The sequence below is a fragment of the Mitsuokella jalaludinii DSM 13811 genome (assembly GCF_000702905.1).
GTDB lineage: Bacteria > Bacillota > Negativicutes > Selenomonadales > Selenomonadaceae > Mitsuokella > Mitsuokella jalaludinii.
The window spans coordinates 1-18,326 of the sequence record NZ_JNKR01000012.1; the positions used below are offsets into that span (position 1 = coordinate 1).

The 18,326-nt window shown below is 55.1% G+C and carries 16 protein-coding genes and 1 pseudogene; 12 read left to right on the forward strand and 5 right to left on the reverse strand.

Annotated features, from left to right (window positions below):
• A pseudogene (locus T518_RS12100) lies at positions 1-492 on the forward strand (Rpn family recombination-promoting nuclease/putative transposase); the annotation flags it as partial.
• A 42-nt stretch (positions 493-534) separates the two neighbouring features.
• On the forward strand, positions 535-738 hold the full coding sequence (locus tag T518_RS07100) for a hypothetical protein (RefSeq protein ID WP_051652238.1): 204 nt from the start codon (positions 535-537) through the stop codon (positions 736-738).
• Positions 739-916: 178 nt separating this feature from the next.
• On the opposite strand, the gene T518_RS07105 is transcribed toward T518_RS07100, so the two are convergent.
• Positions 917-1,558 (reverse strand): MmcQ/YjbR family DNA-binding protein, encoded by a 642-nt coding sequence (locus T518_RS07105; RefSeq protein ID WP_248617168.1) that lies wholly within the window; start codon positions 1,556-1,558, stop codon positions 917-919.
• Positions 1,559-1,614: 56 nt separating this feature from the next.
• Between T518_RS07105 and T518_RS11985 the strand changes: the two genes are divergently transcribed.
• From T518_RS11985 to T518_RS07125, 5 genes are all read left to right on the forward strand, one after another.
• Positions 1,615-2,004, forward strand: coding sequence for a hypothetical protein (locus T518_RS11985; RefSeq protein WP_155948100.1), 390 nt, complete (start codon positions 1,615-1,617; stop codon positions 2,002-2,004).
• A gap of 116 nt (positions 2,005-2,120) precedes the next feature.
• Positions 2,121-2,666, forward strand: coding sequence for a ferritin family protein (locus T518_RS07110; protein ID WP_036377470.1), 546 nt, complete (start codon positions 2,121-2,123; stop codon positions 2,664-2,666).
• Between the two features lie 260 nt (positions 2,667-2,926).
• Positions 2,927-3,448: a MoaF-related domain-containing protein gene (locus tag T518_RS11395; protein ID WP_051652239.1), complete on the forward strand. Its 522-nt coding sequence runs from the start codon at positions 2,927-2,929 to the stop codon at positions 3,446-3,448.
• 211 nt (positions 3,449-3,659) lie between these two features.
• Complete coding sequence (locus T518_RS07120) at positions 3,660-4,292, forward strand: NAD(P)-dependent oxidoreductase (protein WP_036377473.1); 633 nt, start codon at positions 3,660-3,662, stop codon at positions 4,290-4,292.
• Between the two features lie 479 nt (positions 4,293-4,771).
• On the forward strand, positions 4,772-6,016 hold the full coding sequence (locus T518_RS07125) for a replication initiation protein (protein WP_072003587.1): 1,245 nt from the start codon (positions 4,772-4,774) through the stop codon (positions 6,014-6,016).
• Positions 6,017-6,342: 326 nt separating this feature from the next.
• Here T518_RS07125 and T518_RS07130 read toward each other — a convergent pair whose 3' ends face one another.
• Positions 6,343-8,265, reverse strand: coding sequence for an EAL domain-containing protein (locus T518_RS07130; RefSeq protein WP_036377479.1), 1,923 nt, complete (start codon positions 8,263-8,265; stop codon positions 6,343-6,345).
• Between the two features lie 240 nt (positions 8,266-8,505).
• Between T518_RS07130 and T518_RS07135 the strand changes: the two genes are divergently transcribed.
• Positions 8,506-9,387 (forward strand): L,D-transpeptidase family protein, encoded by an 882-nt coding sequence (locus T518_RS07135; protein ID WP_244881905.1) that lies wholly within the window; start codon positions 8,506-8,508, stop codon positions 9,385-9,387.
• Positions 9,388-9,470: 83 nt separating this feature from the next.
• On the opposite strand, the gene T518_RS07140 is transcribed toward T518_RS07135, so the two are convergent.
• Complete coding sequence (locus T518_RS07140) at positions 9,471-10,601, reverse strand: ROK family transcriptional regulator (RefSeq protein WP_244881906.1); 1,131 nt, start codon at positions 10,599-10,601, stop codon at positions 9,471-9,473.
• Between the two features lie 227 nt (positions 10,602-10,828).
• Between T518_RS07140 and T518_RS07145 the strand changes: the two genes are divergently transcribed.
• The 4 genes from T518_RS07145 to T518_RS07160 all read left to right on the forward strand — a co-directional run bounded on the left by T518_RS07145 (position 10,829) and on the right by T518_RS07160 (position 15,310).
• Positions 10,829-11,605 carry an SDR family oxidoreductase gene (locus T518_RS07145; protein WP_036377485.1) on the forward strand — a complete coding sequence of 259 codons (777 nt, stop codon included), beginning with the start codon at positions 10,829-10,831 and terminating at the stop codon, positions 11,603-11,605.
• Positions 11,606-11,674: 69 nt separating this feature from the next.
• Positions 11,675-13,267 (forward strand): xylulokinase, encoded by a 1,593-nt coding sequence (locus tag T518_RS07150; RefSeq protein ID WP_036377488.1) that lies wholly within the window; start codon positions 11,675-11,677, stop codon positions 13,265-13,267.
• A gap of 13 nt (positions 13,268-13,280) precedes the next feature.
• Entirely contained in the window at positions 13,281-14,672 is a 1,392-nt protein-coding gene (locus T518_RS07155) for a glycoside-pentoside-hexuronide (GPH):cation symporter (RefSeq protein ID WP_051652240.1), read from the forward strand.
• Between the two features lie 17 nt (positions 14,673-14,689).
• Positions 14,690-15,310: a cytidylate kinase-like family protein gene (locus tag T518_RS07160; protein WP_036377491.1), complete on the forward strand. Its 621-nt coding sequence runs from the start codon at positions 14,690-14,692 to the stop codon at positions 15,308-15,310.
• 78 nt (positions 15,311-15,388) lie between these two features.
• On the opposite strand, the gene T518_RS12215 is transcribed toward T518_RS07160, so the two are convergent.
• On the reverse strand, positions 15,389-16,762 hold the full coding sequence (locus tag T518_RS12215) for a diguanylate cyclase domain-containing protein (protein ID WP_211248192.1): 1,374 nt from the start codon (positions 16,760-16,762) through the stop codon (positions 15,389-15,391).
• Complete coding sequence (locus T518_RS12220; RefSeq protein ID WP_211248193.1) at positions 16,759-18,144, reverse strand: EAL domain-containing protein; 1,386 nt, start codon at positions 18,142-18,144, stop codon at positions 16,759-16,761. Before T518_RS12220 ends, T518_RS12215 begins: the two co-directional genes overlap by 4 nt.
• Positions 18,145-18,326 lie beyond the last annotated feature (182 nt).

An 18,326-nucleotide genomic window follows, 5' to 3' on the forward strand; every position in this document is an offset into this window, starting at 1 on the left:
CGAAGCCTCTACACGTTCCGTGAGACGTGCCAGGAAGAGCCTGCATTCCTGATGGGCGATGAGACAGCCAAGATCTTCTTGAACAGCAAGGGCAGCCGCGAGGGCATCAACCATGACCTCGCCGCATTCCTCGACTACATCGAGGGCAAATCCCCGCAGGGAAAATTTACCGAGAGTATCGCTGATGCGGTAGAAGCAGCGAAAGAGAACAAAGAAATGAAGGTGGAGTATATGACGTTTTTCATGGAATTGCGCCGCCGTGAAGAAAAAGGCCGTGAGGAAGGACGCGCTGAAGGACGCGCTGAAGGACGTGCCGAAGGACGTGCCGAAGGACGTGCCGAGGGACGCGCTGAAGGGCTTGCCGAAGGGGCGATAAAGGGTAAGGCAGAGGCATTGATGGGACTCGTGCATGATGGCCTCCTCACGATGAAAGAAGCGGCGAAGCGGGCAGGCATGACGGAAGAGGCGTTCCGCAAGCTGGCCATGCATTGATGGATGCTGATGCATATGTAGAAGCAGCGAAAGAGAACAAAAATGAAGGTGGAGTATATGACGTTTTTCATGGAATTGCGCCGCCGTGAAGAGAAAGGCCGTGAGGAAGGACGCGCCGAAGGCCGAGCCGAAGGACGTTGGGTTACATTGGTGGAACTCGTGCATGACGGCCTTCTCACGGTGAAAGAGGCGGCGAAGCGGGCAGGCATGTCGGAAGAGGCGTTCCGCAAGCTGGTGACGCGTTGATTGGACGGCATTAGACGCCTGCGACAGTCCGACTGTGAACGTCTCAGACGGAAGCATCTCATCTTCCGCCTGATCAGCGACTGAGTCACCAGACTTGACCCGCTGTGGTAGAATACAATATAATACACAGCAAAAATCCCGGCGTACTGCTCATGCGCCGGGATTTTTGTGTCTGCATTCATTTAGTGAGCCGGTAGCTCTCATCGATCCACTTCATGATGGCCGCATCGGGATGCGTGTCATCCAGCACGACGGAGATCCAGGTCTTGTGGTTCATGTGATAGGCCGGATAGACACTTGGCAGCTGGCGGAGGGCTTCCCCCTGCTCCGGCTGTATCTTCAAGTTGATGATATCGACGGGATCGGGATTATCGTCCTTATCGAGCACGGCGCGTTTGACGTGCATGATCAGGGCAAACCATTTCCGATTGGAAGCATGACGAAAGGTTCCGTAGGACTGATAGTGCGTTTCTTTCTCCCATGGGAAATCCGGCGCAACCTGAAAGCGCTCAAGGATGCTCTGCGTCAGTCGGTTAGCCTGGTCGGACGCGAACAGCACATCTTGGCAGCAGGCCGCCGCAACCGCCTCCAGAAGTTCCTCATAGGCTGCGCGGACGGTGTTGACATATGCGCCCGTAGCATTCTTCTGGCGCAGCTGGTAGTACTCCTCATGGGAAATCGCATCAATCACACGGCCTGTGACCATTCCCTTCTCCGTCACCGTCAGGATGGCCTCGAAGTCTCCATTCAAAAAGCGCCGCTCAAGCACATAGTCATCCCCGACTTGTTGGAATCCAAAAGCGAGCATCTTCTTCAGCACCCATCGCTTCCGGGTAAAAATAGTTTCCTCGATTGACACCATGAGTAGTCCTCCCTTTGACAAAACCTGCAATGACACCATTCGCTGCGCCATCACAAATACGAGATACAGGACAAAAAGCAAAGCAAAAGCCGTTCAATCTGTTTCGACTGAACGGCTATTTGCTTTCTGTTTGTTTGTCCATGTTACTGTTCACCGCATGGCACCTTCAGTGGCCCATCGGACTCCCCTCCTTCGGAGAAATCACTTACCCGTCTTTCGAGCTTCGTTTCAAGCATCCGGTAAGAAGTCATCCTATCGATTCGAGCCTTGTCAATCTCTCTATGGCTTTCTTCCTTTTGCTTGACTATATTGTAGCAAAAGCGTGTAACAAAGTCAAGCATTTTCTATTATTATTTTTGGATTTCTGTAATGGCATGTATTATTTCATCAGGCTATTCGATTGATTTTTGTCTTTTAGGAGAGGGGATGCTATTTTATATTTGACAAAATTGATTTTATACAATATAATAAAGCCATATGATGAACAACTGACATGTGCAAGGATTTTAGGAGGACAAACATGAGCTTGAACGGAATCACAAAAGGTACAGAATTCGAGGACATGATGAAGCGCCTGATGCAGGCAGAGGCCAATGGCGTCATGATGTACTACGCGCTGGCACAGCTCGCACGTGAGCAGGGTCTTAAAGATGTAGCAGAGGGCTTTGTCGCTGCAGCCAACGAAGAAGCCGTCCACGCCGGCTTCTACGCCGTACTCAACGGCAAATACCCGTCCGACTTCTGGGGCCTCGTGCGCGCCGTGCAGAAAGCTGAGGAGAACGGCGAGGCACAGGTCAAGACGATCGCCGACAAAGTCCGCGCCGCTGGCTTCGATGAAGCTGCTGACCAGATGGAAATCTTCGCTCGCCAGGAAGGTGGCCACGGTGTACGCCTGCAGGCCATGCTCGACAAGTATCAGCCGAAGAAAGAAGACACGGCTGGCAAGAAAATCTACGTCTGCCCGGTCTGCGGCTACGAGTATGTCGGTGACATCAACGACGAGGACGATTCCTATGTCTGCCCGCTCTGCGGCCAGCCGAAGAGCGCCTTTGTCCTGAAGAAGTAAGATAGACACATTGCGCAGCTGATTCCCCGTGGTTGCAAAAATCCCCAATTCCCAATCAATCCTTTTCCTAAAAAGTGCAGAAACGCCCCGACTGACTGGATCCCCCACCAGTCAGTCGGGGCGTTTGCTATTTTTCCGCCATTACACCAATACGCAAGCATTTCATACTGACGCAAGAAAAAAATCGTACTTGCAGAACGCCTGCAAATAACTTAGCATATAAGTATGTAATACATGACTTTGATAGGGAGGAACCGATTATGAAAATGAAAAAAGTACTTGTCACCATGCTTGCCGCACTTTCTTTTGCCAGCATTTGCTCGGCAGCGGACACGAACGCCAAGAGCGTCGTGCCGACAGCGGAGCAGGTTGCAGCTGCACAGGCTGCGGCAGAAAAGAGCAAGATTGCCACGGCTGCGACGGCTGAGAAGGAGAAAGAGGCCTTTTTCAAGCACGTCCAGGGCAAGACCATCGCTGTGAGCTATGACAGCGGCTTCAAGTTCAACATCGACTATCCGGAAGTCGGCGTGCTGAGATGGACGCCGACGACCGGCCTCTCGCTCGCTCCTTCGGATAACGAAGAATATGAAGTGGCCGAAGTCGGCAAGGATATCTATCAGATCAACTGGATTGAGCAGAAGGGCATCGTCATCTCCCAGGTCATCAACTTCAAGACCCACAAGGTCTTTGCCTACATGACCTGGAACAAAGAAGGCGAGCGCGGTAACCGTGCATCCATCTTCCATCGCGGCACTTTCACGATCCACGAGGCCAATAAATAAGCAACCCGGCAACAACAGACGCTCCCGCCGACTTGTCGTGGACGAGCCGACCGGGCGTATCCCGTTGTTGCCAAAAAATACCTTTTGTTGTAATAAAAACGTTGACATTAAACTAAAAACATGGTATCGTATAGATCACAAGATGAAATTACAGCAATTACAACAATAGCGATTGAGGGCACTAGCCCGTATACGAAAAGGAGCGTTTATCATGAAAATTGCAGTTGTAGCAGCAAATGGTCGTGTCGCAAGAAAAGTCATCGCGGAGGCAGTGAGCCGCGGTCATGAAGTCGTCGCCTTCGGCCGCCATGACGAGAATGACACGCAGGCAAAGATTTACCACAAGAAGGATATCCTCGAGCTTACGAAAGAGGACCTCGCTGGATTCGATGTGGTCGTCGACGGCTTTGGCGCACGGACGGCTGAGCAGCAGCCGATGCACGTCAAGACGTCGCAGTACCTCTGCGACCTTCTCTCTGGGACGGATACGCGTCTCCTCGTTGTCGGCGGCGCAGGCAGCCTTTACGTAAACCAGGAGCACACCGCGGTATTAAGCGATAGCCCGGATTTTCCTGCAGAATTCCTGCCTGTTGCGCGGGCACAGGGCGAGGAACTGGCAAAGCTCCGGGAGCGCAATGACGTCAAGTGGACGTTCATCAGCCCGGCCGCCGACTTCCAGGCCGACGGCGAGCGCACGGGCAAGTATCTCCTCGCCGGTGAACAATTCACGCTCAACAGCAGGAACGAGTCGATCATCTCCTACGCCGACTACGCCATCGCCATGGTCGACGAGATTGAGAGCGGCAAGCACATCCAGCAGCGCATCTCCGTCGTCCGCGCGTAATCCCCACTCTTTGCAAGGATCCCCTAAAAGATCAAGCCCTTCCCCCGAATGGAGTCCCCGCCAGTCGGTCGGAGGGGCTTTGTACATTTTGGGAAAGGCATGCAGGCAAAGATTGTACTATGGAACTGCTTGGGAACTGCTTGTGGATAACTTCTCCTTGCTATGCTTGCTTTCAGCATAAATGCTTTTATATGCTTTCCGCGATTTCAGCCCAGTAATGGCGCGGTTTTGGAGCATTTTCGATTAGGGATTGTGACCTAACTATTAGGGATTGTGACCTAATAGAGTACAAAGTATTAGGAAATGTGACCGGAAGTATTAGGGATTGTGACCTATTTTGAGGTGATTTGATAAAATTACCTATTGAACGCCTAATACTTATTTGGTATAATGAGCCAAAAAGTAGGGATTGTGACCTACGGAAGGAAAAACAGGTCACAATCTCTACTCTAAAACCTAGCGAAAGCGAGGACACATTTATGGGGACATCAGAAGTGAATGAGAAATGTGCCATCTATCAGTCAAATCCCTTAATCGAGGCTAGGAAGCCCTTGAATGCTTTGGAGATGCGGCTGTTCCTGCTGGCTGTAGAAAATGTCAATCCACATATCTCTGGTAGCGACAAGTACTATGACAAGGACTTTGAAGAGTTCCATCTGACGCCTGCGGAGGTTAAGAGTATCTTTGGGCACGGTGAATACCTGAAGCGGCTGGAACATGTCTGTGATGAGATGCTGCAGAAAATCGTCACAGTGCGCGACCACGATGGTGGTTTTGTCAAGTTCTCCGTTTTTGTTCGCATTAAATACACGCCGAAGGATGGTTTGTACATCAAGTTCAACGAGGATATGCGACCCTTCCTGCTCGATATCTACGAGAGCGGTGATGGCTATACGAAAATCAACATGAAGCAGATCTTTAACTTATCTTCGGCCTATGCGATGCGCCTACTGGAACTCATGTTGCAATACCGTGGCACGATGCAGGGGAAAGTCATCACACGCCACATCGAATTGGATAAGCTGCGCTTCTTCTTTGACATAAAGCCTTCGCAGTACAAACAGATTGGTCCATTCTGTAAATATGTGCTGGATAATCCCATTCGTGAAATCAATGAAAAGACACAGTATCATGTGACGTACGTGCGGACGAAGACCGGACGAAAAGTGACGGGATTCACCTTTTCTATGGACTGCCGCCATCTCTTGCTCAATCGTACAGCCGAGGAACAAGTCACGCTGGAAGCACTGCCACCAAAGAAAGACCGTCATGGACTTTCGGAAAAGATGGTCAACAGACTGACGACGTTGTGCGGCAGCAACGAAGAGTTCCTGCGCCGCATGGATTATGCCATCGAACTGACAAAAACACGCAAGGTCAAGAATGTACCTGCTTTTCTCTACAAGGCTATTGCCGAGAACTATCTACAGCAGGATAAGGACATGCAAGCGGCAATTGAACACGAATTCCAGGCTAAGCAGGAAAACGCTGCCTGGGAGCTTGATGCCATCAAGATGTTCGGGGATTCGATTTCCCTCGACGTTGAAGAAATACCATTCGATCTGTCCGATGAGATGGAACGTGCCATGGTCAGCGTCGTGAAAAAGGCACTCGAGGAACGCCATCTCAACATCACAGCAAAACGCTTGCTTGAAACCCACGGCATGTCTGTTGCTCGCTTTATTGCTCTCTATTGCCAAGATGAAACACACTCATCAAAATGACAAATTTATACTGTTCGACAAATTTCCAGAAGGGGACGTATCTTAACCACCATTGATTCCACGGCAATCGAATCGGGTTAAAATCCGTCTCCTTTTCCTGTTATCGGGCTATCTGAGGCAATTTTGGGGAAATGTAGACATCATGGGCAGAGGATTTCTATCTTTAGGCGGCCGCTGGGGTAAAATACGTCGGTGTTTGGCACGGTTGGGGTTAAAATGCGTCACTCTATGAAAAAGTCCAGCACTGGACTTTTTGCCAGTGCTGGACTCTGGGATGAATGTCGACGGTCGGACGGTCGGACTGCTGACGGTCGTGCTGCTGTGTATCAGTCGATGGTGGAGCTGACTTTGGGTGTGGTCGTCTTGAGGTAGTGGAGGAAGTCGTCGAGGGGTAGGGGCTTTGCGAAGTAGAAGCCCTGGAGGATACGGCAGCCAAGGCTGGTGAGGGTGTCGGCCATCTGCTTGTTCTCGACGCCTTCGGCGGTGATCTGGACACCGAAGGACTGGAAGCCGTCGATGATGGCGGGCAGCAGTTTGTTGGTGTGATCGAAGTAGGCGCGGACGAAGGTCATGTCGAGCTTGACATCCTCAAAGGGGAACTTCAGGACGCGCATGAGGTTGGAGTAGCCAGTCCCGAAGTCATCGAGCGAGATCGTGGCGCCCTGCGCCATGAGCATATCGATATTCTGATGCAGGCGCGCTTCGTATGAGAGGGCCGACTCTGTGATCTCGAAGCAGAAGGAGCGGAGGGGGATGTGGTGATGCTGTGCGATGCGGCAGATGCGTTCGGCCATGTGAATATCGCGGCATTGGATCGGCGAGAGGTTGACATTGAGCCGCTTCAGGCCGAGTTCCTGAAGCGGGTGCTCGTTCAGGAACAGGCAGGTTTTCTCGAAGACCTGCTCGCCGATCTGGGTGATGGTGCCACTGCGCTCTGCTGCTGTGATGAAGAGGTCTGGCCTTATGAGGCCGAGTTCCTCGTCATGGATGCGCGCGAGCACCTCAGCGCCGATGATACGCCGCTCCTGCGTGCCGTAGAGCGGCTGCAGGTAAATCTGTACCGCATGGTTCTCAATGGCGCGGTCGACGGCCTGACGGATTTTTATCTTAAGGCGGGCCTGCTGGAAGAGCGACTGCTCCATGATGACGACATCGTGCTGCTGCTCGGCGCGCTGCAGGGCCATGGCTGTGTAGTCGAAGAACTGCTCGACTTCTTCCTGCTGCAGATGGCCGCTGAACATGGCATAGCTGGCCGTCAGATAGAGGTGGGCATGCGTGTCGATCCAAGGCGCCTGCATGCGCGCTTCAATCTCGTCATGGATCCTGGAAAAGTCGTGCTTCTTCGTCGTGATCAGGAGGAAGCGCCCGGCAGCCGCGTAGATGACCTGGCAGTCCGGAAAGGCCGCCTTGAGGTAATGGACGATGGCGCGCAAGCCCTTTGCCATCTGCCGCTCCCCGTAGAGGGCATTGCCCTCGGTATAGTCGTTGAGGCCGATGGCCACAGCAAAGAAATCACCCCTCTGGTTGATCTCCCGCAGATAGGGCGTGGCCGTCGCATAGTTCAGGGCGCCTGTCTTGCGGTCGATGAAGATGTCGGGATTCTGGAAGGCGAAGTACTGGATGAGGATGGCCAGCATGTAGAAGGAGTTCATGACGAGATACGGCGCGGCGTACATGCGCACGATATAGCCGATCACAAGCACGGCCCAGGCCCCGATGAGCGAGGCCTTCTCGACCGGATTCCAGGAGAAGCGGCGCAGGCCGATGTACGAGAGGAGCATCATGAGCAGCAGGTAGAAGTAGGCGTTGGCGTAGATGATGCGGTAGAGAAGGCCGCTGTGGTAGCCCTGCGCATCGATGGAGAAGACGAGCCCCGTCAGCGGTGAACTCAGGATCAGGATCGAGGTCAGGATGGCGGGAAGCTCGACAAGCCAGCGCGGGAACCTGGTAAAGCGCCCCCGCTCGTGCACGAGTGCCTCGATGTACGAGAAATCGAGAAAGGAACGCCAGATAAAGCCGAGGAAAAAGGCGGCGTTGACCGCATACAGGAGCCCGCTCGAGAAGAGCAGGTGATGAGCGTCCATCTCGCTCGACACGATGTCAAAGGCAAGCGTCAGGCCCTCTGCCCCCAGGAGCGCGCGGAAGAAGAAGTTCCGCCGGATGGGGAGGTAAACGCGCCGCAGGGACAGGATGCAGAGCAGGATGAGAACGATAAAAGAAGCCAGTGCAAATTCATAATGGTAAATCATGAGAAATCTCCCAAAAGGTATTAAAAACAAACTGTTTACCACGATTATAGCATAATCTTGTACGCATCTAAATGCTGTCATATAATTTGCCTGAAATTTCATTGGGGTGAAAACGGGATACATGGGAATGATTTTGCGTTTCTCTGCAGAATGTGGTACATTGTTGGAAGAACTGATTTTCATGAAGATTTAACGAAGCGGGCCACACCTGGCGACCTGCTGAAAAGGGATGGAGTGTATATGGAACGAAAACAATGTTACATGCTCCTCGGAGCATTTTGCCTGATTGCCATACTCGTCATGGGCGCGCTGGGCTGCGTCAGCGGCTCGCCAATCGGTGGGCTGGCGGCCAAGAATGTCAAGCCGGTGCCGCTGACACCGATGGAGCAGGCCCAGAAGGACTATGCAAGCGTCACAATCACGTATCAGATTGGGGATGCAAGCGAAGTCCTCGACAGCGACCGTATCCTCTCGTGGCTCAGGGAGAATGAGGACGGCAGCGTCGCCTTTGATGAGCAACAGGCAAAGGCCTTCGTCAAGTCGCTTGCCGAGAAGTACGATACGGCCTACACGACGCGCACCTTCCACACGACCTCGGGCCACGACATCCAGATCGCGCAGGGCGACTACGGATGGCGCATCGACCAGGAGGCCGAGACAGCGCATCTCCTGCAGCTGCTCGCCGCAAAAGAGAGCGCGACCTGCGAGCCAATCTACGCGCAGACAGCCGCCGTGCACGCCAAGAACGACTGGGGCACGAGCTACGTCGAGGTCAGCCTGACGGATCAGTACCTCTGGCTCTACAAGGACGGCAAGTGCATCCTCGAGAGCTACTTCGTCTCGGGCAATCCGACCCGCGGCCATGCGACACCGAGAGGTATCTACGGCCTGACCTACAAGACACGCAACGCGACGCTGAGCGGCGAGGGCTACGACTCGAAAGTCAAGTACTGGATGCCGTTCAACCGCAACGTCGGCCTGCACGACGCCCCATGGCGCTCGAGCTTCGGCGGCCAGATCTACCGCTCGAACGGCTCCCACGGCTGCATCAACCTGCCGCCAGCCAACGCCGCCAAGATCTATGAGAATGTCGAAAAGAACACGCCTGTCATCGTCTACTGAGCGACGGCCCCTGCTCATACAGAAGACCGCTGCAAAAGCCTCCAAGCTTTTGCAGCGGTCTTTTTTGCTGCGCCTTGCGCATATCAGATTTTCTCGAGGAACGCCTGCACGTAAGGCAGTGCTGCGCCGATGGTGATGTTGTGCTTCGGCATGCGGCTGACCTCCAGGAAATCGTGCGCCTCAGAGAACGGCGTCTGCTCGGCAATCTCCTGATAGAGGTAGTCGATGTCGGCCTGCTGCAGGTAGGGCGCGAGATAGCCGCCGAGGATGAAGGTCTTATCGTAGATGAGGTGAAGCATGTTGATGGCCCGCGCCAGGTTCTTGAGGTACGTAATCCAGATTTCCTGTGCCCGCCGGTCCGCAGCGCGCACCTTCTCGAAGAATGCATCGAGATCTTCCAGGTCCCATTGGAGTGTGCGCAGCGAGCAGAGCGTCTCGAGACAGCCTCGCTTGCCGCAGTAGCAGCGCGCGCCATCTGGATCCATCTGAATGTGCTCAATCGTGGCGCTGTGGCCGTGACGGCCTGTGATGATCTTGCGGTCCAGGATCAGCGCAGCAGCGAGGTGGCGGCTCAGCGAGAGGTAGAAGGCATCGTCCAGTCCGGGTGCGGCCCACAGCTCTGCAATCGCAGCGCTGTCGGCATCGTGGGCAAAGCGGCAGGGATACGGCAGGTATTGCTGAACGGCAGAGACATGCAGCCCTGTGCAGTCGAGGATCTTCCCGTAGATGACGCGCTGGCCGTCCGACGAAATCAGGCCTTGCATGGCAAAGCCGACGCCGAGGACTTGCTCGTCGCAGAACTGGCAGTCGTCCTTGAATTGCAGGATGCGGGCACAGACCGCCTTAAAGTAAGCATCCGTCGGCTGGAAGTCGATGGCAAAGACCGTGCGGTCAATCTTCCGGCCGTAGAGGTCGATGGCGATGATCTTGATCAGGTGACTCAGGAGCTCCACGCCGATGCTGACGCGATACTGCGGCTGGATAGCGTAGGCACTAGGCTTGCGCCCGACGACTTCGCTCTCGATCTGCCCCGCTTCGCGGATGAGCCCTTCCTCCTTCAGGGCATTGAGATTCGTCGTGATGGTCGGACGGCTCAGATGCAGGTCATAGGCGATATCCTGCTGTGCGACGCTTTCCTTTTGATAGATGTATTGATAAATCCGCTGGCGGTTCGTCTGGCGGATTTCAGATGGTGTGATGCTCTTCTTCATCATGATCCTCTCTTTTTACAAAATGACTTTTAAAAATGCTGTCATCATTATAGCACACAGCGAAAAAGAACGCCATATCACGGGGTACCTGCCAGATCGACAGGGATTTGCCCCGTGTTTTTTATGTTTTTTTCGATTTTCCTCTTGACAATCGGACGGCATGCGATTATTATATAAACAGATTTGAAAAATGATTTTACAAAATAGATAAACAGAAAGGAAGTCTTATCATGGGTATCCTTGAAAAAATGGCACTGACTGGCAAAAAAGGTTTCGTCACGGGCGCAGCTCGCGGCATCGGCAAGTGCACAGCTACGGCATTCGCTGAGGCTGGCGCAGATGTCGCGATCGTCGACCTCGACATCGAGACGGCCAAGAAGACGGCTGCTGAGCTTGCCGAAAAGACGGGCCGCAAGGTCATCGCGATCCAGACCGACTGCACCAACAAGGAACAGGTCGACGCTATGGTCGAGGAAGTCGTCGCCAAGCTCGGCGGACTCGACTTCTGCCACAACAACGCAGGCATCTGCATCAATGCTCCGGCAGAGGAAATGACGTATGAGCAGTGGCTGAAGGTCATCAACATCAACCTCAACGGCATCTTCCTGACGGACATCGCCGCAGGCAAGTACATGCTCGCACATGGCGGCGGCTCCATCATCAACACGGCTTCTATGTCGGCGCACATCGTCAATGTGCCGCAGCCACAGTGTGCCTACAACGCCTCGAAAGCTGGCGTCATCCAGCTCACGAAGTCTCTGGCGATTGAATGGGCCAAGAAGGGCGTCCGCGTCAACTGCATCAGCCCGGGCTACATGGCAACGGAGCTCACGATGAACTCCCCGACGCTGATCCCGCTGATCGAGAAGTGGAATGCGATGGCTCCGATGGGACGCATGGGCAAGCCGGAAGAACTCGAATCCATCTGCGTTTACCTGGCCGGTGACACGAGCACCTTCACGACGGGCACAGATGTCATCGTCGATGGCGCGTTCACCTGCTTCTGATCGAATCCAGCAAAATAGCGATGGGCCAGCAGAGACTGCTGGCCCGTTGTATAGAAAGAGAGGAAAATCATGACTGCGAAAGAGGCTCTGATTCAGGGAAAGACAGCCTTGGGCATCGAATTCGGATCCACGCGCGTCAAGGCTGTACTGATTGATTTATCGGGAACGGTACTGGCAGTCGGCATCTACGATTGGGAAAATTCCTTTGAGCATGGAATCTGGACCTTCCCCCTCGATTCCATATACAAGGGACTGCGCAGCTCGTACCGTGCCTTGAAGCAATCCGTCAAGGATCAGTATGGGGTGACGCTCACGACCATCGGCTCCATCGGCATCAGCGCGATGATGCACGGATACATGGCGTTTGACCGCCAGGGGACACTGCTTGCACCCTTCCAGACGTGGCGCAATACGAATACGCAAGAAGCAGCGGACCGGCTGACGGAACGCTTCCAGTTCAACATCCCACTCCGCTGGACGGTCGCACACCTCTATCAGCGCATCCTGGATGGAGAAGCGCACGTAAAGCACCTGGATTACGTCTCGACGCTGGCCGGATTCATCCACTGGCAGCTGACAGGCCAGAAAGTCATTGGCGTCGGCGATGCGGCGGGGATGTTCCCGATCGATCCGGCGACGAATGATTACGATGAATCGATGGTATCGTCCTTCCAGGCGCTCTTACAGCCGTATGGGTTCTCATGGGAAATGCGGGACGTATTCCCGAAGGTATTGGTCGCTGGCGAGGATGCCGGTTCCCTGACGAAACGCGGCTGCCTCCTTTTGGATGAGGACGGCGATCTTCTGCCCGGCATCCCGTTCTGCCCGCCGGAAGGCGACGCGGGAACCGGCATGACGGCAACTAATGCCGTGGCGCCGCGCACGGGAAACGTGTCGGCCGGAACGAGCACCTTCGCCATGATTGTCCTGGAGCATCCGCTGCAGAAGCTGCACCGCGAGATCGACATGGTCGCGACGCCGACCGGTGCCCCCTGCGCCATGTCACATGCCAACAACGGCACGACAGACCTCAATGCCTGGGTGCATCTCTTCGGCGAATTTGCCGCGCTCATGGGCCATCCTGCCAGCATGGATACGTTATTCACAAAGCTCTACACGAATGCCATGCAAGGCGATCCGGACTGCGGCGGCCTGCTCCCCTACGGCTATTACTCGGGTGAGAATATCACCATGATCAATGAAGGGCGCCCCATTTTCCTTCGGACGACGAAGAGCCGCTTCACCCTCGCCAATCTCATGCGGGCACATCTCTATACGTCATTGGGGGCCGTCAAGATTGGCCTGGACATCCTGCGCGATGAAGGCGTCGAGATGGACCGCATCATGGGCCATGGCGGGTTCTTCAAGACGAAAGGCGTCGGTCAGCGCTGCCTCTCGGCCGCCTGTGGCGCTCCCGTGACGGTCATGAATACGGCGAGCGAAGGCGGCGCCTGGGGCATTGCGCTCCTGGCTGCTTATCGGATTGACCGGCAGCCGGGCGAGACGCTCGACATGTATCTGGATCAGCGCATCTTCGCGCATCTCGGCGGTGTGACGCTGTCGGCAACCGAAGCGGAAACGCAGGGGTTCGAAGTCTTCATGCGTCATTATCGGGCCGGGCTCTCTGTCGAAAAAGCCGCCATCGATGCGTTAGATTGGTGAGGAGGGATTCTTGATGAGTAAATGGCGTGTTCGCATCGGATACGGCATGGGCGACCTTGGCTGTAATCTGGTGTTCAGTACGATGGCATCGTATCTGATGGTATTCTACACGGATGTATTCGGCATCGCCGCAGCAGCTGCTGGCACGATGATGCTGGTGACCAAGTTCATCGATGCGATGACCGATACCATGATGGGCATCATTGTCGATCACACCCACACGCGCTGGGGGCAGGGGCGCCCGTACTTCCTGATTGGCGCCGTCCCCTTTGCAGTCTTCACGTTCCTGACGTTCTATATCCCCGACTTCGATGCGACGGGCAAGCTGATCTGGGCCTATGTCACCTACTGCCTGCTCTGCACCGCGTACACGGTCGTGAACATCCCGCTGAACACGATTGTCCCGCGCCTGACCTCGGATATCCATGAACGCGATATTCTGGTATCGACCCGCATGATCTGTGCGATGATCGGCACGGCCATCGTCATGTCCATCACCGCGCCGCTCGTCGACTTCTTTGGTGCAGGCGATGAAGCGCAGGGCTATCTCGTCACGATGACGCTCTACGGCATCGTTGCGATGCTTATCTTCTTCTTCACGTTCTCGAGTACGAAAGAAGTCGTTCCCCCGACGGTCAGCAACGAGCACATGAGCCTCAAGGACAGCTTCAAGGGGCTGACGGGACAGGCATGGATCCTGTTTTTCCTGAACCTGTTCTACTTTTCCCTCTACGTGGTCCGCAATACGACGGTCATCTATTACTTCAAGTACAACCTGGACCGCTCGGACTTACTGGCGCTTGTCGGTCTGCTCGGAATCCTGTCAGGTCTTCCTATGCTCCTGGCCTTGCCGACACTTGAGAAACATTTCAAGAAACGCAGCCTGATGTTCTTCAGTGTCGCGCTCTATGTAGCAGGCGACTTACTGATCTACTTCGGCCAGTCCTCGATCTTCTGCCTACTGGCCGGTCTCGTCATCACGGGCCTCGGCATCTACGGCATCTTCGGCGTCACCTTCGCGATGCAGCCGGATGTCATCGATTACTCGGAGTACAAGAAGAACCGCAGCGTTGCGGGCCTGATTGCAGCCTTCCAGGGCTTCTTCGTCAAAGGCGGCATGGGCCTGACGAGCTTTGTCGTCGGCCTGTTCCTGAACATGGGTGGATACGTCCCGAACGCCGTACAGACTGCCTCAGCACTTTCCGCCATCGAAGACTGCTTCATCTGGATCCCGATCCTGCTCTGCGCCATCATCGCGGCCCTTATCTACTTCTACAAGCTGGACAATATCCGCACCGATATGACGGCAGAACTCGATCTGCGCCGCCAGATCCTGGCAGGACAGCACGAGATGCCCGACATCGTGCAGGCCATCCCGCAGTATGATCCCAAAGCCAAGCAGTGAGAAGAGGAGGATTTGCTATGGCAAAGACACTGATTACGATTTCCAGGCAATTTGGCAGCGGTGGACGAGAAATCGCCGAGATCCTGACCAAGAAGCTGCACTGCCACCATTTCAACAGCAAGATCGTCGAGATGGCTGCAGAGAATCTGCACAACGGTGTGGATATCGAAGAGGCAATCGCGCGCTCATACCACACGCCGGAAGAAGCCCAAGGCAATCTCGATAAGTACGAAGGCTTTGAGCGGATGGTGGAGAACAACCGCATGTATGTGGAACAGGCGAAAGTCATCCTCAATGTGGCAGACCGTCCGGAGAGTGCCATCTTTCTCGGCCGCTGCGCCGATTACATCCTGCGCAACCGGCCGGACGTGTTCTCCTTCTTCATCTATGCCGACGATGATTTCCGCATCGCACGCGGAAAAACGAAATACCACGGCATGAGCCTGAAGGAGCTGAATCACGAAGAGAACCGCCGCAAGCAGTATTATGAGTTCTACACCGGGCAGCGCTGGGGCGAGCCGACGAACTACGACATGATGATCAACACGAGCAATATTTCCCTGGAAACGGCCGCGAATACGATTCTTGCGTATATCCAATGCTGCCAGAATGAAGGACGACCGCTCTCTTTCAGATAACGATTGCAGAAAGCAGGGCTGGACTACTTCGAACACCCGCAAACAAAAAAATCGAGGAACACATTGTTCCTCGATTTTTTATTGGCCGTGACGCAAGCGCTCCAGTGCCAGGCGGTAGATGTAGCTGGCATTCCTGCCTGTGGTCTTGTGGTGGGCAAGGTCGGCAGCGTGGACGATGCTGTACTGGAAGTTGACGGTGACAGGATTGCCGTCAATCTGGTGGATGGCCTGCAGGTGGCTCTGTATGGTGTGCGCGAGAAGTTCCGAATCCATGGCATCCTTCTGGCTGTTCTCGCGGCGCAGGATGGCAAACATCGCGTGCTGGACGCGCGCGATGACGGAGTCCTTCCCGACGAGGTCGCGCAGGATGGATGCCTCTTTGCGGATGAGCGCGCGCAGCAGAGGCGAGCCGTATGACCGCTGGATCCGCTCATCGAAGCGGCTCTCCAGGAGGATGAGGGTATAGGGCTGATTATCGATGGCATACGCCTCCTGATACTGGAGCAGGTCGCCGAGGAAGCCCTGGCGGTTGTGCAGGCCTGTGATCGGGTCTTCGTAGGGCGAGGGGAGGTTCTGGTGGAGTTTGCGGTACATGTCATCGGCCTCAAAGAAGATACCCATGAGGCCGATGATCACGCCATCCCGGTAGAGCGGCCACTTGTAGCAGGTGATGTGGCGCAGGACGCCGTGAATGATGCAGTCGCCCGCGACGTTCTCGATGACACGGCCCTTCTGGATGACCTCGAGCTCATCGAGGCGGTACGAATTGTTGTCGAGATGCCAGTTCATATCCTCATCCGTCTTGCCGAGGATCTCCTGATCCGTGCGAAAGCCGTAGAACTTCAAAAAGGCATCCGTCGCGCCGAGGAAGCGGCGCTCGCGGTCCTTCCAGAAATAACAGAACTTCGTATGGTGCACGAAGCTCTGCCAGAGCAAGGCGTCAAGAGAAGGATGATGCGCCTCATGGCTGCCGGAAGGGGCGATCGGCGCGTGGATGCTCTTGGTCGCCGTCAGCAGGAGCGGCGCCTCTTCTTCCCTCCCGTTGTTGAGCAGGATGACGACGCATTCCTGCCAGACATAATTGCCCTGTTTGTCACGCATGCGGAAGCAGTGCTCCAGTCGCCCGTAGGGGCTCTTCTGGATGCGCTCTACGATCGTATCGGGATTGAAGAAGGCCAGATAGCCCTCCTGGTCCTCTTCGTAGATGTACGCACGGCTGACACTCTGCAAGATTTCGTGGAAATCGCCTGTCTGCGCAGCCTGTTCCAATTGGAACAGAGAATCGTGAACGTAGAGGGGTTCGACCTTATGGTGCTTGAGATCCACGAGGTTGATGTACTCGAACATGGTGTAGAGATAGCGCAGGTTGTCGTCGAGCTTGCCCCGCTGCAGATTCGCGGCGCTCTTCGAGATGTTCTCCAGCTCGGAGTGGATGAGCACATGCTGGTTCATCTCACAGACGATGCGCAGGCGGATGTTGACGTAGTCCCCGTTCTCGACGTAGCAGAACGATTCGGGCCTGCCGCTCTGGCGTGACTGGTCGATGAACTCCCGAAACGTGTGGGCAAAGTCGGACGGTTGAACATATCTTCGACATCCTGGCAGGAATAGCCCAGTGCGTGGAGCTGCTGCCGGTAGGGCTTGTTGACGTAAAGGAAATGGAGATACCCGTCCTTGTGCAGGTCAAAGAGCGCACTCGTCCGGTCGGTCTGCCGGATGGCCATGCTGGCCGTATCATAATAGTGGCACCACTTGCGCGGTTCAGTGCGGCGGGCGTCGGCCTCTATGTGGGCCAGCGTGCCGACTAGCGGCTGCGGTTTGCCGTAGAGATAGCCCTGCTGGCGGCCGCAGCCGATCGAGGCAAGGAATTCGGCATGCTCCTGTGTCTCGACGCCTTCGGCAAGCGTCTTGATGCCGAGCTCCTTGGCCATGTCGATGACCGAGCAGATGATGTCGCGCGACTTCTCCGTGAAGCTGCGCAAGAAGCCCATGTCGAGCTTGATGAGGTCGACCGTGTAGTCTTTAAGGATGTTCAGCGAGGAATAGCCGCTGCCAAAATCGTCGAGCCAGATCTCATAGCCCTCGTTCCGCAGGCGGTCGACGGCCTGGTGGACGGCGTCGTCATTCTCGGCGAGCGCGCTCTCCGTGATCTCGACATGCAGGTAGTCGCGCGGAATCTGATATTTGATGCGCGTCTTTTCGACGAGAGAGAAGATGTCGACGGCGCTGAAGTCATAACGCGACAGATTGAATGAGACGGGTGTGACCGGCAGATCGTGGTTGAAGCGCTGGCGCAGCATGCGGCAGACCTCCTCGAGCACATAGGCGTCGAGCTGGTGGATCAGGCGCACCTGTTCCAGGACCGGGATGAAGGACGCCGGGGAGAGAAAGCCAATCTGCGGATCGACCCAGCGAGCCAGGGCCTCCATGCCGCAGAGCTCGCCCGTCAATGTGCGGATGACCGGCTGATAGTAGACCTGGATCCAGTGGTTGTCGATGGCCTCTTGGAGATGGCCGACAATATAGTCGCGGATATCGCGGTCGATGACCTGCCCTGGCTGCGGGACGTCGATCTCCTGCAACGTGCAGTAGAGCACATTGCCATACGCCTGCGTATGGACGAGATGCCCCGCGAAATCCGCATAGCGGATGCGGCTCGTGCGCGTGAAGAGATGCCCCTGGATGTGCGAGAAGCGGCCGTGTCGCTCCAGGAGCGCATGGCTGACCTCCTGCTCGACGCGAGCGCGGTCGTCCAGCGCAATGAAGTTCGGCGCTTTTCCTTCGATATGGCGGTAGAGCTCTTCGTAGCTGCGGCAGTCATACACCCGCATCATCTCATCATTGGCGTAAAGCAGCTCATACGGCTTTTCTGCTCGTGCGATGAAAAAACAACAAGGCAGATTCTCCGCAATGCCGGGGAATCCGCTCAGATCTTTCCGTTCATAATCCATCATGCATTCCTCTTGCTGAACATAGGTGATTCACCAGACAATGTCATTGTCTATTATGACGTCTA

What these genes read in the sequence shown, in the direction of transcription:
- T518_RS07135 (WP_244881905.1), top strand. Translation starts at nt 8,506, where the DNA reads ATGGAACGAAAACAATGTTACATGCTCCTCGGAGCATTTTGCCTGATT.
- T518_RS07140 (WP_244881906.1), bottom strand. Translation starts at nt 10,601, where the DNA reads ATGATGAAGAAGAGCATCACACCATCTGAAATCCGCCAGACGAACCGC.
- T518_RS07120 (WP_036377473.1), top strand. Translation starts at nt 3,660, where the DNA reads ATGAAAATTGCAGTTGTAGCAGCAAATGGTCGTGTCGCAAGAAAAGTC.
- T518_RS07155 (WP_051652240.1), top strand. Translation starts at nt 13,281, where the DNA reads ATGAGTAAATGGCGTGTTCGCATCGGATACGGCATGGGCGACCTTGGC.
- T518_RS11395 (WP_051652239.1), top strand. Translation starts at nt 2,927, where the DNA reads ATGAAAATGAAAAAAGTACTTGTCACCATGCTTGCCGCACTTTCTTTT.
- T518_RS07160 (WP_036377491.1), top strand. Translation starts at nt 14,690, where the DNA reads ATGGCAAAGACACTGATTACGATTTCCAGGCAATTTGGCAGCGGTGGA.
- T518_RS12220 (WP_211248193.1), bottom strand. Translation starts at nt 18,144, where the DNA reads ATGATGCGGGTGTATGACTGCCGCAGCTACGAAGAGCTCTACCGCCAT.
- T518_RS07110 (WP_036377470.1), top strand. Translation starts at nt 2,121, where the DNA reads ATGAGCTTGAACGGAATCACAAAAGGTACAGAATTCGAGGACATGATG.
- T518_RS07130 (WP_036377479.1), bottom strand. Translation starts at nt 8,265, where the DNA reads ATGATTTACCATTATGAATTTGCACTGGCTTCTTTTATCGTTCTCATC.
- T518_RS07100 (WP_051652238.1), top strand. Translation starts at nt 535, where the DNA reads ATGAAGGTGGAGTATATGACGTTTTTCATGGAATTGCGCCGCCGTGAA.
- T518_RS07150 (WP_036377488.1), top strand. Translation starts at nt 11,675, where the DNA reads ATGACTGCGAAAGAGGCTCTGATTCAGGGAAAGACAGCCTTGGGCATC.
- T518_RS12215 (WP_211248192.1), bottom strand. Translation starts at nt 16,762, where the DNA reads ATGAACCAGCATGTGCTCATCCACTCCGAGCTGGAGAACATCTCGAAG.
- T518_RS07125 (WP_072003587.1), top strand. Translation starts at nt 4,772, where the DNA reads ATGGGGACATCAGAAGTGAATGAGAAATGTGCCATCTATCAGTCAAAT.
- T518_RS07145 (WP_036377485.1), top strand. Translation starts at nt 10,829, where the DNA reads ATGGGTATCCTTGAAAAAATGGCACTGACTGGCAAAAAAGGTTTCGTC.